Raw genomic sequence first — 16,585 nt, 5'->3', positions numbered from 1 at the left:
ATCTCACAGTTTCGTGCTTCTATGTTTATAATATACAATCTCAAAGATTTGCTCCTTCAACACCCGCAAACAAATAAGTAGCCAATGCCTGCCAGTTTATTGCCATCTCGTTAGAAGCATACGACGGTTCAATATCTACATAAGATTCATCTGGATAATCGGAAGGATATTTGCATCCGTCCTGCTTATGTCTGTTAGGACCGCCTGCCATCAGACCTGGGAGCGGATCTTCTATATTGTCGCTAGCCGATAATCTGTGGTGCAGATGCATAGGGCTTTTTGTTCCTTCGCCGGTGATGAAGCAATATCCGGTTGCATTCCTTCCAAGAATATAATCAGCAACTCGCATTGCATTTGTTTTATATTTCTTTTCGCCTGTTTCTTTATAAAGGAACAATAAAGTCATACCCAGATTTGCTGCCGTATCAGAATTGCTTCCCCAAATGTAATCTTCAGCTTTTCTTCCGCATGGAGCGTAATAATATGAAGCTTCAGTTCCTCTTGTTGCTTCACCGGCATATTTTTTCATGTCATTAATCAGCTTCTCTGTAATATCATTATCTGATGAAAAAACATCTTTATTTCTTATCCACGACATATATGCCAGAGCAGTAACATTTCCCCATGTAGGAGATTTATATTCTTTTGGAAGTTTCGATTTTGCAAATTCCAGATATTTCTTGTTTCCTGTTGCTATATATAATTCTGTTGAAGCCCAGAAGAATTCGTCGCTTGTATTTCCGTCACCATATTCTCCTGTTGTGATTTCCGGTTTGAATTTCTTGTTGTTTTCAGTCTGGTTATATAAAGCGTCCGGATGTTTCTCTGCCCATTCGAAAGCGGAGATTGCTGCTTTCAGGCATTTATCGGACAATCCGGGAAAATCATTTTCATAAGCTTTATATATTCTTGAAGCCTGTGCCATTGATGCTGCAAAATCCAATGCTGCTGTAACAGATTTCTGCACAACATATCTTGTCTTTTTGCAATCCTCCGGCTTTATGAACCCTTCAAACGAAGGTGTAGTAAGTTTATGATATACTCCGCCATCTTCAGGGTCTTGCATCGTAAGCATCCATTCCAGATTCCAGTATATTTCGTCAAGCAAATCTGGCACGTTGTTACGGCTTTCAGGAATATTTGTGTTCATAGACTTAGCATATTCCGGAAAATCTTCCATCAACGAAAACAAAACACCTAGAGTAAAACCAGAGTTCACAATATATTTATTGTAGTCGCCGGCATCATACCAACCTTTGGGTGAGGAGATAACACTTCCTTCAGCTCTTCCATTGCTTACGGCAGATGCATGAATCAAGACTTTCTTGTCCAAATGAGCCGCTGGACGTTTCCATTTCCCTGCATATTCTTCTTCAAGAGGCATGGACATTCTCTGGAAATAGAAACCTTTCAGAGCAGCTTTAGCTGTTTCTTCCAGAATATTGTTGCGAATTTCGAAAGGATATGAATTTCCTGTTCCTTCTATTTCTATATAGAATTTTCCGTCTTGTTTAACTTTTGTGAAATCTGCTATCCGTGTTGTCTTGTCAGAGAATGGTGATTTTCTGGGTGAGGATAATTTCCCTTTATATATAACTTTGCCATTGCTGAAATTACGTACAGTGAAAATATCTCCGTCACTTTCACCGCTCAGCACAGCTATTTTCTCTTCATTAGGATAATATCCCACCTGGTTCAGACGGATTCTGTCCGTCATATTTCTTTCTTCATTAGGTTGGGCAAAAACTGTTGTTGCAGTAAGACCAATTGAGCACAAAATCAATGGCAGTCTGCGACGGGTGTGGATTTTTGATGTGTTGTTCATAGTATAATAAGTATTTAAAAAAAAGCCGATTTCTCCCCAAAAGGATAATCGGCTTTTTATGGATATGGAAAAAGTTTTTAATTCTGATCTTTCAAGATAACGTCATGTGCGCCACCTTCAATGATACTTGTTGAAGATACAAGAGTGATTTTTGCACTCTTCTGCAATTCTTCGATAGTGATAGAACCGCAGCTGCACATAGTAGCTTTAATCTTACCAAGAGTCAAAGCCAAGTTATCTTTCATCTTACCAGCGTATGGAACGTAGCTGTCAACACCTTCTTCGAACTTCAATGCTTCGCTGCCGCCCATGTCGTAACGCTGCCAGTTCTTAGCACGGTTTGAACCTTCGCCCCAATATTCTTTTACGAAATTGTTTCCGATTTTCAATTTCTTTGTAGGTGATTCATCGAAACGAGCAAAGTAACGGCCCATCATTAGGAAGTCAGCACCCATAGCCAATGCCAATACCATATGATAGTCGTGAACCAAACCACCGTCGCTACAGATAGGAATATATTCACCTGTTTTCTTGAAATGTTCGTCGCGAGCCTGAGCTACATCAATCAATGCAGTTGCCTGACCACGACCAATACCTTTCTGTTCACGAGTGATACAGATAGAACCACCACCGATACCAACTTTGATGAAGTCTGCGCCGGCAGCAACAAGATAGTCGAAACCTTCTTTGTCAACTACGTTACCTGCACCAACCAATACTTTGTCACCGTATGTATCCTTGATCCAGCGCAAAGTGTCATACTGCCATTCTGAATAACCGTCAGAAGAGTCAATACAAACAACATCAACACCAGCATCAACCAATGCCGGAACACGTTCCTTGTAGTCGCGAGTGTTGATACCAGCACCAACCAACAATTTCTTGTCGCTTCCTGACAATTCGTTAGGATTTTCACGGTGATTGTCATAGTCCTTACGGAATACGAAATATCTTAAAGTCTGATCTTTATCAATGATAGGCAAAGTGTTCAGTTTGTGTTCCCAGATAATCTGGTTAGCTTCAGACAAAGTCAAACCAACTTCTCCAACGATAAGTTTTGAGAATGGAGTCATGAAATCCTTAACCTTCAAGTCAAGAGAATCTTTCTCAACGCGATAGTCACGGCTTGTTACGATACCTTCCAATTTACCATTAGGAGTACCGTCGCTAGTGATACCAATTGTAGAGTGACCTGTTTTCTTCACCAAAGCAACAACATCTGCCAATGTGTGTTCAGGAGTCAAATTTGAATCGCTGACAACGAATCCGGCTTTGAATTTCTTTACTTTACGAACCATTTCAGCCTGGCTTGCGATAGGCTGAGAACCGAAGATAAAAGAAAGACCGCCGTTGCGAGCTAACTCAATAGCCAGTTCCGGACCTGATACTGATTGCATAATCGCAGAAACGAACGGAATGTTAAGCTCGATTCTTGATTTTTCGCCAGCTTTATACTTTACCAGGGGAGTTTTAAGTGATACGTTTCCTGGCTGACATGCTTTTGTAGTCAAACCTGGGATAAGCAAATATTCACCAAAAGTTCTTGATACATCGTTTAAGTAAATTGCCATAAGATTCTATTTATTTACTGGATGAATAGTTTTTTATCGTGCAAATTTACTATTTTTTTCAAAACTGAGCAATAGACCGTAGATTTTATTTGTAGTTGACAAGAGCACAAAAAGAAACAAGTTGACAAGGCTGCTAGTCAATTTGCCTTGTCAACTTGTCTCTGTAGCCTTGTCTCTTTATTTATACTCTCTGTCGCAGAAATAATCTACCATCTTGAGAATTGCTCTTTGGCATGCAGGGCAGAATTCCTTCAGGTCGTTCATCATACAGCTTTGTTTTGGTCTGTATATTCCTTTAGAAATATATCCGCCACCTTCGTAAACACCAAGTTTGTCAGCATTCTCCTTAGTTGCCGGAGTTGGGATAGGAGTGTCTTTGTCCAAAAGGTCTTTCCATTTGCTGTCAAAATCCTTCAGAGTTGTGATATTCGGTTCCCATGGTTCATAGTCCAGATTATAGAATTCTGAATATGCGACTTCTGAAGTATAATATTCATCGCCCAAACCGGCAAAGCTGTGTCCGAATTCGTGAGTGAAAACTTCCGGAGTCTTTGGGTGTCCTGCTGTTCCGCATGCATAGAAGTTATACATACCGCCGCCGCCATAAGTATCAGCATTGATAAGAAGGAAGATAGCGTCTGTTGGAGTGTTCCATACAGCATCACGTATAGGCTTCATATCCTGTGTTGTAAGATAGCGGTCCACACCGAAAGTATAATAACCTGTTCCCAGTGCAGTATTCTTATATACACCTTTTCCTGAGCAGTCAGTGCCGGATTCTTCAGAGTCAAGAGCTACAGCCCATACGTTGAAATCGTCACGACATTTATTAAATGGAACAGTTTTGAACAGCTCTTCCATAAATCGTTTTGCATCGGCAATGAACTTATCTTCCTCTTCCTTTGTATATCCTTCGGCAACGAACACCAAATCCACTTTTTCTGCCGGGTCGCCTTTGTGTTGAATCTCAACAACTCGGTTATCTTTCAGTTTTCCTCTGTCGATGAATATACTAGTCGGGTCCACCTCTGTTTTCAGAAGGCTGTGGAATTTCATGTCTTTCTTTTCACGTGCCGTAATTTCAACAATCACTTTATTTTTAGGGAACGGAATCACTGCCGTGTTGTTCCATGACTGATATTCTGTTTTTGCCTGCTCAATAGTGCGCCATTCTTCAAACAAAGTGTTGAAACCTCTCGAATATATCAGTTTGTTGCTTGCTTTGTCATATACATTAACATAATATCCACCGTATCCGAACTCGTCGATAAGATTTTTCCGCGGACCGCTCCAAATAGGTTCTTCTCTTAATTGCTGTATTGCGGCATGCTGTTCGTATGCGTTACCGCTCAATGCAAAATCAACACGCAATGTTTTCGGCTCAAAATACTGGTCGAAGCTAACCTGGCCTAAAGCTGACAGCGTGCACAACGCTGATGCCAGAGATAAAAATAATTTTTTCTTCATGATACGGTAGTTTTAAGTTGATGAATTTCTAGCTCTTAAATTGACATTATGATGAAAAGGCAACAATACTATATATACCGTTTTGCCTTTGTTTTCTCGTCAACTTTCCAAATATATGAATTTTTTTATTAAGTGTATAAACTAACAATAAAACTGGCTAAACATTTTTTACATAAACCTTATGTGAGCCTTTTCCGTTTATTTTTATTCCATTTTCCGGATTGCTTACTATTTTCTTGAGTTCAACTCTTGCCGCAGTTGGGAGCAGACCGGTTATTTGACAATAGTCTGACACACGCATCACCGGATTATTCTCAAGGAATTTTTGAGCTAATTTGAGGCGTTCTTCTTCGGTATATTTTTTCGAAGATTTAGGATTGTTATATGTTGTTCTTGTCAGCCTGATACCGCTCTGAACCATATCTATGAATTTCTTGTCTGCTTTGAATATGATATCTCTTACATAGATACTGTGAGAATTAACCTTTGATTCGCCGTCAGTAGGTTCTCCTTCGCTTTCGTTTTTCAATCCGAGTGAAGCTTTGAAAATCCCCAGACCTTCTATTTTTACTGTGCATCCTCTGCGGATTTCGGAAGCAATGTTTCTTGTAAGGGTTTCAATCAGACCTTTTACTTCTCCCGGTCCGAATGTGGTTCCTTCACTGATGAAAGCTGCCATGTCTTCAAGTGTGGCTTTTCCTTCTTTTACATATCTCGGATAAAGTTTTTTCTTTCCGGAGTTGTTCATATCCGGCATTTCTTGCATTCTGTATTTTGCCATATTGTTTAAGTTTTTGAGTTTATAAGTTTTTAAGTTTATGGGGCGATAGTTTATTTGTCAAGTTGACGTAGATAATTTGACGAGCAAACAAGACTTTTTAGATATTTGTTTTTTATTGCCTTGTCAACTTTTTCCAGAAATCTTGTCAACATTTTTACAATGCTATAAAGATAATAAAAAAGAATTACATTTAATCTTAAAACTGAGATTTAGTTTTCAAAAATTAAGCTTTAGTTTTTATAAACTAAGACTAAGATTTTAGAAACTTAGGCTTAGTTTTGAGAATATCTTGAAAACCAATTATATAATGCTGTGTTAAGCATAAGGACTGTTCTGGATATTTATCATTACAATCTTTCTTCAAAAAAAAATATCAAATCAAATAGGGGTATTTTGCTATACCTGCGTTATAAGTACGAAACAAGAGACAAAATATCTTGTAGAATTGATAATTATAGTAACTAAATTAAGAACAAAGAACATTATGAAACTGAAATTTTTAGTCTTATCTTTGCTTATGGCAGGTGGAGCGAATGTGTTGAATGCGAAAAACGACGGTGGAAAATTTGATGCTGAAAACAACAAGCATGAATTCCGCATATCGGTGAGCGACGGTCTGACACAGGGAAGCGTTGATATCTTAGGTTTAGGAATAGGGGATGCAATTACAGGAACAAAAACTACAGATAGCAAATACAGTCTTATTTATGGTTTTGGTTACAGATATGCTATAAACCGTTTCAGGGTTGGTGCTGATTTGGGATTCGGAAAGTCGAGCGACAAACAGATTCTACCCGTGGATAATACTCCTTCATATTCACGCAATGATTTGAAATTTCTGGTTTTGCCTACGGCGGAGTTTGTATATTTCAAGCACGGATTGTTTGAACTTTACGGAACTGCTGCTGCCGGAGTGAATATGACAAGACACACCGAGAAAGGTTTCACTGAGGCTGGAAAAAGAGTTGCCGGAAAAGCTGATTTCTCAACATCGTTTGCATATCAGGTGAATCCTGTTGCCGTAAGGGTTGGAAACAACAGAATCGGCGGTTTCGTTGAGGCTGGTATCGGTCATAAAGGTTTTCTTACTGCCGGAGTTAGTTTGAAGTTTTGATATAATGGTTTAGGAGAGGAGACAAGGCTTCGGAGTGAAGACAACAGAACTAAAGTATATATTTATATATGCTCGCCAATTCGTTCCCTTGTCAACTCGTCTCCTATATTAATTGCTGAAATGACAACAGACAGAAAAGAAATATTCAAGCTCAGATTCAAGGAACATTATCCGAGGCTATGCAATATAGCCTACGGATATGTTGCTGATATGGACGATTCGGAAGACATTGTTCAGGATTTGTTTGTAACGGTTTGGAACAATGGCAAAGACTCGCTGCCGGAAAAAGAATTTGCGGCATATATTACAACTGCGGTCAAAAACTGCTGCGTGTCTTTTTTGCGAAAGAAATGCAAATCGACGATATCAATTGACGATACTCCTGCAAGCGGGGCGGACATTCCGGATGATGAAGCTCTTGACAGTGAGGCAAAATCACCGGAGGAATTGTTGAAAGAGGCGCTTGATGTCCTTCCTCCGAAATGCAGGGAAATATTTCTGCTATCGCGCCGCGAAGGCTTGAAATACAGGGAAATTGCTTCTACTTTGGGACTGTCGGAAAAGACTGTGGAGAATCAGATGACAAAGGCTATAAAATTGCTTAGGGAATTTGCTGCAGTTCATTCTTTTGCTATGGCAGTTATTATTGTCATTGTTTTATCAATTATCACAAGCATTGGCGTGTGAGTATTTCCGCATATGTAAACTCAAAATTGAATGACAAATGGAAAAATATGATGATATAAATGATTTGCTGGCAAGATATTTTGCAGGAGAATCCATTAGCGGTGATGAGAAAATTGCCCTGGATGACTGGATAAAGGCAAATCCCGAAGAATTCGGCAAATTGTCTGTAATTATGCACAAGGCTTCTGAAACTCCTGACGTACGTTCCTTTGATTCGGAAAAGGCTTGGACAAAAATTGAGGGCAGATTGGAGCAGCGTGCCGAGGCTCGCCGATTCTCTTTACGCAATATGTCCGTGTTCTATGCTGCAGCTTCTGTGGTGTTACTGGCTGTTGTCTCTATTCTTTATTTCCTCCGCGGTTCTGAGCCGGAAGCGATTTTATATGCTAATTCAGCTACAGGACAGGAAACAGTGATTCTGCCGGACAGTTCTTCGGTTGTTCTTTATCCTGGAGCCAGTATCAAATATAATGAATTACAGGCAAATTCCGTGCGTGAGGTAAGTCTGGATGGAAAAGCTTTCTTTTCGGTGAGGAAAAAGAACGGATGGGCTTTCAGAGTTCAATCCGGAGATGTGAAGGTTGAGGTTATGGGAACATCTTTTCTTGTGGATGTTTCGCCCGACGAATTGTCTGGAGTATATGTAAAAACTGGCGTTGTGCGGGTTGATGCGGCAGGAAACAAAGTTGTCCTGAAAAGAAATGAAATGGTTGAGTTCGACGGTGATGGTTTCAGAACAGGAAAGATTGAGAATCCGTCGGAAATATTCGGCGATGATGGTGAGCTGATATTCAATGGTGAGCCAGTTGAGTCTGTTGTCCGAAAAATAGGAGAGGCAACTGGAGCTGTTATTGAAGTTGAACAGTCGCTGCATGGAAATACCGTGACAAGCAGGATTTCCGTTTCAGATGTGGAATCTGTGGTTCGTGAACTGGCTTTCCTTTGCGGAAGCAAATATGAAGTTGTTGAGGAAGGAAAACATTACAGATTATATAAATGACAGAAAGGAAACTCTTTATATTAGCCTTTTTCTTTGTGTGGATTGCGTTTCAGCCTTTCGCACAGGAAACAGGCAAATCAGACAAGGTGACCGGGGAAGCAATCTATGTGGAAGCTTCCTCGGCTTCCGTGCTTGAGTGGTTTCGTAAGATAGAGGAAGAAAAAGATATAACGATTTCATATAATCCGTCGAACATTGATACGAGCAGGATATGTAAGATTATGCATACGGGAAATATAACCGTAGGTAATCTTCTTCAGAAATTACTTGAGGACTACAGGTTCACTATGGTTGAAATGCCTCAGCGGAAAATATTGATACGCATTGATGGAGAAGCGGAATATCTTGTGTCGGGAGCAGTGGCAGACAGTTCCTCGAGTGAAAAACTTTATTGTGCATTGGTTTCGTTTACCGACGGAAATGGTAAAAAGATATATTCCATAACAGACGAAAACGGCTTTTTCCGACTGGCATTGCCTCCGGGAAATTATAATCTGAATGTCAGCTATGTGGGATTTGAGCCTAAATCATCTGAAGTTCGTATTTCAGGCAGCCGTTATCTTGATTTCCGCCTGAATCCTATATCATTTGAAATAGAAGAAGTAAATGTTGCGAGGCGTAAGAATTATACTGAATTGTCCGAGCTGGCACCTTCGGGACTGATGTCGTTCAGTGGTAATGATTTGTTCTCTCAGATATGGATTTTGCCGGGAGTAACTGGAACTCCGACAGGCAATAATTTCCTGGTTGACGGCGGCAGTTATGACGAGAACCGTCTGCTGCTCGATGGTGTTCCTGTATTTCATCCCGGACATATCAACGCACTTCTCCCTCAATTCAACGGAGATGTGATTAAGAATATAGTCTTTCATAAGGGATTCTTTCCGGCACGACTCGAAGGAAGTTTGTCGTCGGTGACAGAATTCAATCTTAAAGATGGAAATATGAAGGAACACAGGCGCATACTTTCCGTTGATATGCCTGCCGCGTCTGTTACGCTTGAAGGACCGTTGGTTAAGGACAAACTTTCTTACGTAGTTGGAATCAGGCGTAGTTGGCTGGATTTCTTCGACCGTCTTTTCTCTGCAGAAAACAGGCTGAACCATAATTCTCTGGATATAAATCTTAAGCTGACTTATAATCTGAACAAGAATAGCTCCTTAAAGTTTCTTGCATATAATACTTATGATGAATACCTTTTCCCGATATATGATGAGGAAGCTATTCCTGCTGTGAAATGGAACAGTAAAATATACAAGCTGTCGTTCAACAGGCAATGGGGAAAATTGAGCAATACATCTTCTGTGTATTATTCCTCATATTATAATATGGCACTTTCCGAAGTATTGGGTTTTGAAAGCAAAAACCGTATATCTAATTCCATAAAAACGGTAAATGCGTCCACAGAGTTTACTTATTCACCAGAGAATATTTATTCGGCAAGATGGGGAGCAAGGTTCACACGCGAGGTGTATAATCTTGCATCATTCGGTGAAAGAATTGGGTCTAAGAAAGAGCCTTTGTCTCAAGTATCGCTGTTCTATGAGAACGATATTCGTGTTACGGATAAATTTATAGCTCGTGCCGGTATTCATCTGGTTGGATATATTCCGGACAATTATCGTTCTTATTATAGTGCTCAGCCTCGACTGGCACTTAATTATTCACCGACGGACAATGATTTGCTCTATATAAATTTCTCACGTATGGAGCAATTCTATCATTATTTGAGTTTTAACGGAATGGCTTTGCCTACAGACTTCAGAATGCCAAGTATCGAAGGTTTCAGACCTCGAACTTCAGAACATTACGAAACAGGATGGAAAAGGAATCTTGGTAATAACGGTAAGTTTGATATTTCTGTTTACTATAAAACACGACGCAATGTGGTTGCCTTAAAACCAGGAGTTTTTGTTGAGAACGACAGATGGAAAGATTATATTATGAGTGGCGAAGGTGACAGTTATGGGCTGAAAATGATGCTTTATTATAATTGGCGGAAGTGGATATTCCAGGCATCATATACATATTCACGCAGCAGGGAATGGTTTGGTGAATATCCTGATTTGGGCAAATTGCCGTCACTTTATGATATTCCTCATTATGTGGCAAGCGCTGTTACTTATAATATAAACAAACGCTCCGCTCTGTCGTTGGGTTGTTTGGCTAAATCCGGGAAGGTTATAGTTGATGATTATTGGATTGATGACTTCAAAATTGATAAATTCCGACGTAACCGCTTTCCGTTCAATTACAGAATAGATGCCGGATATACATTCAGAAAAGATTTCGGTGACAAACAGCTGTTTCTGCGCTGTGGTTTATATAATATCTTGGGTAATCCTCCTGAAGAGGATATTATTTACTTTTATACTGTACATTGGTCGGGCAATTGTATGCCATATGCCGGTGTAAGTTTCCGTTTCTGATGACACTTTGATTTGTGTGTGAAATAAAATGTTTACTTTTGCACAGTTGCAGTCGAGTTGATAGGTTGGCAAGTTGACATTAGTATAATGTTAATTCTTCGTTAACTTGTCTCTGAAACCATGTTAACTATTTAATCATAAAAATACCTATGAAACGCATTGTTTTTTTGGACTATATCAGAGTCTTTGCGTGCTTCCTTGTGATATTGGTGCACGCCAGTGAGAATTATTATGGAGCAGCAGGTTCGACAGACATGGTTGGACCTCAGTCTTTTTTGGCAAACGAAGCAGACAGACTGTGGGTTTCTGTTTATGACGGATTCTCCCGTATGGCAGTTCCTCTTTTTATGATAGTTTCGGCATACCTTCTTGCTCCGATGAGCAGAGAGCAGACTTCATGGCAGTTTTATAAGAGAAGATTCATGCATATTTTGCCGCCTTTCTTTATCTTCATGGTTCTTTACAGCACATTGCCTCTTTTGACAGGCAATATTGATACAGCTACTTCAATGAAGGACTTGTCTCGTATATTCCTGAATTTCCCTACATTGGCAGGACATTTGTGGTTTATGTATCCGCTTATAAGCCTTTATCTTTTTATTCCTGTTATTTCGCCATGGCTTGAGAAGGCAACAGCAAAGGAAGAGAGATTTTTCATCGGTCTTTTCCTAGTTTCAACTTGTATGCCTTATTTGGAAAGATGGTTTGGTGAAATTTGGGGACAATGTTTCTGGAATCAGTATCATATGTTATGGTATTTCTCCGGCTATCTAGGTTATCTTGTGATGGCGCACTATATAAGAGTTCATCTTACATGGACACGAGGCAAACGACTTGCCATCGGTTCTGCTCTTATGATTGTGGGTGCAGTTTGGACAATATTGTCATTCTATATCCAGGCAGTTCCGGGAGTTATTCATTCAACTCCGGTAATTGAATTGGGCTGGGCGTTCTGCACTATCAATTGCGTTATGCTTACGGCGGGAACATTCATTCTGTTCACTTGCATCAGGCAGAAAGAAGCTCCGGCATTAATCACCGAAACATCTAAGTTGAGTTATGGAATCTATCTTATGCATATATTCTGGCTTAGCTTTTGGGTTTCAATATTCAAAGGTGACCTTAATTTACCGACGGTAGCAGCGATTCCGGTAATAGCAGTAACCACGTTTGTCAGTTGCTATATAACTTCAAAGATAATATCTTATATTCCGGGCAGTAAATGGATTATTGGATGAATCAGAGCAAAAAGCTTTAGTTTATTGGATATAAAAGTGAAAGCGAACCATAATCGGTTCGCTTTCGTTGTGAATAGAATAAAAAGAATAATAGTTTAAGAGTTACTTCCTATTCTGGCTATAGCTCGATAATAAGCACTTTTAGCAATTTGTGCATTGAGCTTGGATTGTATGAAATTGACCTTAGCTTCTTGATGATAAAGTTGCGCGTTTATAGCTTCAACTATAGAGATACTTCCTTCCCTGTATTTTTCCATAGCAAGAGTTTCGCTTTCTGCTGCTTTGGAAAGAGAGTTTTCAGTAAGTTCAACTCGCTTGACAGCTTCTGTATAATTGTAATATGCTGTTTCTATTTCCAGACGAATACGGTCGTTTACCTTGCTTTCGTTTTCACGTGCGATATTTACTCTAGCTTGTCCTGTCCGGCGTGTACTTTTTCGCTTTCCCCATTCGAAAATAGGAACAGAGAGTTTGGCATATACAGCATAATTCGGATCTAAGTCTGCCTTGAAATTATACCCTGGCGAAGAATAGCTTCCGTCAATTCCTACTGAAAATTTTGGCTTGAACTGGGAGTTTGCAATTTTAGCAGCCGATTTCTGTATATCAACTTGGTTGGCTGCAATCTTCAGTTCCGGTCGCAGATACATGTTATTCATAGCATCAGCTGCAGGAATTTCATTATGGCTGATAGCTATAACTTCCTTATCAGTTGCCAATATCGTATCAGATGGAATGCCGGCAAAGGAATTCATCGACAGTCGGGCTACTTCCGAATTATTCTTTGCCTGAAGCAGGCGGTATTCAGCATCATTGAGCTTTACTTCAGCCATAAGCAAATCATTCTTGTCTGTATATTCTTCCGATACTCGATGTCTTACTACATCAACCAGACGGGCAACTGACGAACGGAATTCTTCTGCTACGCTAACCATTTCCGATTGAGCTACATGGTTCCAATAATAAACGTCAGCATCATACAGAATGTTGTTGGTGATACGTTCTTCCTCATGCCTTGCCATTTCACTTTGCTTTTTAGCTTTTTCGTAACTGGCTTTGATAGCTCCGCCGGTATATATCGGTTGGGCAAGAGTCAGTGACGCTCCATATTTCAAGTCTCGTCCCTGGAATGTAACTGGTGTTGCCATATCCGGAATGGACACAGACAATTCAAGCGGATTGCCCACATGCTGGAAATTAGCTCCACCCGATAATTTGGGCAGGAAATCAGCTTTTGCGGATTTAACCATTTCGTTTTGCATGTCAACTGCCAGTGAAGCAGCTTTTCTGTCCTGATTATATATTTTTACCTTTTCGCGATATTGCTGTTGCCATGTGTTGTTTTGGGCATATATTGCCGATGATAGTGCAAGGCAAACTATTGTAATAGTCTTATACATAATTAGAGTTATTTGATGATGAGTTTACAAATAAGCTCATCTACTTTATTTTATATAAAATAGCATAAAGAGCCGGTGTTACTAACAAAGTAAGTAACGTAGCAAATGTCAGTCCGAACACAATTGTTGCAGCCATACCGCCGAACACAATATCGAAGAGCAGAGGAATACTTCCGAATATTGTGGTGAGAGCTGCCATCAGTACAGGGCGCGTGCGCGAAACAGTTGCCTCGACAATGGCTGTATATGGTTCTACGCCGGCCGAGCGCTATATGTTTACTTCATCCAGCAGTACAATCACATTCTTTATTATCATACCCAACAAGCCCAACCATCCGGCGATACAGAAGAAACCGAACTCGAATCCTGTTACCAGTAAACCGAAAACCATTCCGATAACTGACAGAGGAAGAATAAGGAATATAATCAGAGGCTGTCTGTAATTGCCAAACAATCCGACCAGGATGAGAACAAGCAGGACTATTGCCAGAGGGAAGAATTTTGTCAGAGCTTCCATAGCTTCTTTCTGGTCCTTAAACTGTGAATCCCAGAAAAATGTATAACCTTGTGGTAACTTGATATTCTCTATTTCTTCTCTTATTTCGGAATGAACTTCTGCCATAGTGCATCCTGGCTGAACATCACATTGCGCTGCCATTGAAAGCCTTCGGTTGTATGTCTTTACTAGAGGGAATTCCCAATCTAATGTTATATCGTCAGTAACCTGAGCCAATGGTGCGGATTGTTTCCCGTTCCATACTGATAGATTAGCCAGACGTGATTGAGTCCATTCTCCTTCTGATTCGGTGCGTAGCAATACCGGAACTTTTTTCTCATTGTCCCTGTATATGCCAACGGCAACACCGTCGTTTACACTTTTCACGGCAGTCATCATATCTGCACGTCCCATATTGACACGTCCTGCTTTTACCGGATTATAACCGGCTTTGATCATCATCGCCTGATTTCCCCATTCGTTACGTGCGTTCATCACTTTTGGGTTACGACGCATAATGTCTATAGCAATTTGTGTCAGTGAATCCAACACAGCCGGGTCTTCTCCGCTGAAACGTGCCTCAATCAATGCTTGCGGGATTGAGTTGATTTCGAAACTGTTTACGCGTACGATAGCGTTCGGAAAACGTTTCTGTAAATCTTGCGTCAGCTTTTCCTGTATAGAACGAGATTCTTCAGGCGAATAAGCTTCTACAAGGCATTGTGAATAATTAGGCTGCGGTCCGTAGGATGCATTTGTAAGGTAGAAACGTGGAGGTGTTTGTCCGATGAATGTTGATACCTTTTTCACTTCCGGGAAAGATTGCAGGTATTCGGAAAGAATATCTGTTTCGCTTTCCATCTTCTCAATGCGTGTTCCTTCCGGAAGCCACATATCTACAGAAAAATATTGCTTGTTGAGCAATGGAGTGAACCGTTGTGGGATGTGTTTGAATCCGATTCCTGACATAACAAGCAATACGATTAGAATTCCTACGACAATATATTTGTTTCGTATAGTGAATCCTAGTATTCTGCGGAAACGGTCATACATTTTTCCCTGGAACAATTCTCCATTGAGTTCCTCCGGACGAGGACGGCGAACAAACTCCTGCACGAAGAATATATTCTGTGTGATTGCGAAAACCCAACTCAACATCAATGATACGGCTATCACTATGAATAAAGTGGACAACAATTCACCTGTAACGTGAGGAGACAGATAAATCGGCAGGAACGTAAGAATTGCTATCAGTGTAGCGCCAAGTAATGGCATTGCTGTAGTTGCCACTGCAGACATTATAGCTGTGCGTTTACGCATACCTTTCTGCATATTTACCAGAGCTGAATCATATACGACTATGGCATTATCCACCAACATACCCATAGCTATTATGATAGCAGCCAGAGACATTCTCTGAAGGGCAACTCCTGTCGCATACATATACATAAGTGTTCCGAAAATGGAGAATATAAGTCCGCAACCGATTAATGTTCCGTTCTTGAAGCCAATGAAGAATAGTAGCACTGCAATTACTGTCACAACGGAAACAATCAGGTTCATAATAAAACCATCGTTCGCAACAGATGATTCATATCCCTGGTCATACAATATTTCCAAATTGAAACCTTCGGGCATTTCGGATTTCAAAGTATTTATGCGCTCTGACACAAGTGATGCCATTTCTACTACATTCCCGTCAGGTACGGTTGATATTGCTATTCCCACAGCAGGAACGTTTCCAACTTTCATTATATTACGGGCAGGACGTGTATAGCTTTCCGAAACCGAAGCTATTTCTCCCAGACGGAAATAATCACCGGAACGTGATACAATTGTCAGGTTTTCTATCTCTTCTACACTTGAGAAACTTCCTGAGGCTTCGACACGCAAACGGTTTTGTTCAGTTTCTATAGCTCCTGCATCTACTATGCGGTTTTGTTTGTCAAAGGCAAGAGCAATATCATTCATAGTCACACCTGTTTGTGTAAGAGTTGTCGGATTGACAACAACTTCCACAGTGCGGTTCTGAACACCGAACAGTTCTATTTTTGCAACATCTTTTACTTCCAGCAATTCGTTTTTTATCAGTTTTGCCTGGTCTTCCATTTCACGGTAAGAATGCTCTGTACTGCTCAGCGCATAGAATACGCCCAGAACGTCACCAAAATCATCGTTCACCATTGATGCTCCTGCTCCGGCAGGAAGCTTGTTTTGCACATCATTTACTTTGCGCCTTAGTTTGTCCCATAACTGTTGCATTTCGTCAGCACGGATTTCTTTCTTTACATATACAGTTATTTTAGACAGACCGGCGCGGTTGTCGCTCTTCAGATAATATAATTCACCGAGAGACTGTATTGACTCTTCCAGAACATCGGTTACCTGTTGCTGAACTTCCATAGGAGAAGCTCCTGGATAAGAAGTCGTAACAACAGCTTGCTTGATAGTGAAAGGTGCATCCTCCAGTTTACCCATACCATTATAGGAAATAACACCACCAATCAGTACGAGTATAAGTAGCAGCCAGGAAAGAGCCTTGTTTTTCAGAAAGAATTTGGCTATAGTCTTCATATT

The 16,585-nt window shown here is 40.4% G+C and carries 10 protein-coding genes and 1 pseudogene; 5 read left to right on the top strand and 6 right to left on the bottom strand.

What is annotated here, in order from left to right:
• Nucleotides 1-40: 40 nt before the first annotated feature.
• The 4 genes from ACYIAR_RS03620 to ACYIAR_RS03605 form a co-directional block, all read right to left on the bottom strand.
• Nucleotides 41-1,825, bottom strand: coding sequence for a glycoside hydrolase family 9 protein (locus ACYIAR_RS03620; protein ID WP_480332202.1), 1,785 nt, complete (start codon nt 1,823-1,825; stop codon nt 41-43).
• Nucleotides 1,826-1,902: 77 nt separating this feature from the next.
• A complete protein-coding gene (locus tag ACYIAR_RS03615) occupies nt 1,903-3,396 on the bottom strand; it encodes an IMP dehydrogenase (protein WP_480332201.1) in 1,494 nt (497 codons plus the stop codon).
• A 177-nt stretch (nt 3,397-3,573) separates the two neighbouring features.
• A complete protein-coding gene (locus ACYIAR_RS03610) occupies nt 3,574-4,863 on the bottom strand; it encodes a M64 family metallopeptidase (RefSeq protein WP_480332200.1) in 1,290 nt (429 codons plus the stop codon).
• A 157-nt stretch (nt 4,864-5,020) separates the two neighbouring features.
• Nucleotides 5,021-5,644 carry an HU family DNA-binding protein gene (locus ACYIAR_RS03605; RefSeq protein ID WP_480332199.1) on the bottom strand — a complete coding sequence of 208 codons (624 nt, stop codon included), beginning with the start codon at nt 5,642-5,644 and terminating at the stop codon, nt 5,021-5,023.
• Nucleotides 5,645-6,128: 484 nt separating this feature from the next.
• Here ACYIAR_RS03605 and ACYIAR_RS03600 point away from each other — a divergent pair, with 484 nt between their 5' ends.
• The 5 genes from ACYIAR_RS03600 (at nt 6,129) to ACYIAR_RS03580 (ending at nt 12,112) form a co-directional block, all read left to right on the top strand.
• Nucleotides 6,129-6,758, top strand: a complete 630-nt coding sequence (locus ACYIAR_RS03600) for a hypothetical protein (RefSeq protein WP_480332198.1) — start codon at nt 6,129-6,131, stop codon at nt 6,756-6,758.
• 120 nt (nt 6,759-6,878) lie between these two features.
• A complete protein-coding gene (locus ACYIAR_RS03595; protein ID WP_480332197.1) occupies nt 6,879-7,445 on the top strand; it encodes an RNA polymerase sigma-70 factor in 567 nt (188 codons plus the stop codon).
• A 37-nt stretch (nt 7,446-7,482) separates the two neighbouring features.
• A complete protein-coding gene (locus ACYIAR_RS03590; protein WP_480332196.1) occupies nt 7,483-8,445 on the top strand; it encodes a FecR family protein in 963 nt (320 codons plus the stop codon).
• Nucleotides 8,442-10,874: a TonB-dependent receptor gene (locus tag ACYIAR_RS03585; protein ID WP_480332195.1), complete on the top strand. Its 2,433-nt coding sequence runs from the start codon at nt 8,442-8,444 to the stop codon at nt 10,872-10,874. The genes ACYIAR_RS03590 and ACYIAR_RS03585 overlap by 4 nt, the downstream gene beginning before the upstream one ends.
• A 149-nt stretch (nt 10,875-11,023) precedes the next feature.
• Entirely contained in the window at nt 11,024-12,112 is a 1,089-nt protein-coding gene (locus ACYIAR_RS03580; RefSeq protein WP_480332194.1) for an acyltransferase, read from the top strand.
• Nucleotides 12,113-12,207: 95 nt separating this feature from the next.
• Here the strand turns inward: ACYIAR_RS03580 and ACYIAR_RS03575 are convergent, their stop codons facing one another.
• Together ACYIAR_RS03575 and ACYIAR_RS03570 are read right to left on the bottom strand one after the other, a co-directional pair.
• Nucleotides 12,208-13,512, bottom strand: a complete 1,305-nt coding sequence (locus ACYIAR_RS03575; RefSeq protein ID WP_480332193.1) for a TolC family protein — start codon at nt 13,510-13,512, stop codon at nt 12,208-12,210.
• Nucleotides 13,513-13,552: 40 nt separating this feature from the next.
• Nucleotides 13,553-16,582: pseudogene (locus ACYIAR_RS03570) on the bottom strand (efflux RND transporter permease subunit).
• Nucleotides 16,583-16,585: the final 3 nt, after the last annotated feature.

It is taken from the genome of Parabacteroides sp. KHUB-01 (genome assembly GCF_056640935.1).
Note: the sequence above shows the minus strand (reverse complement) of the source record. Positions and strands in the feature narration are given on the sequence as shown.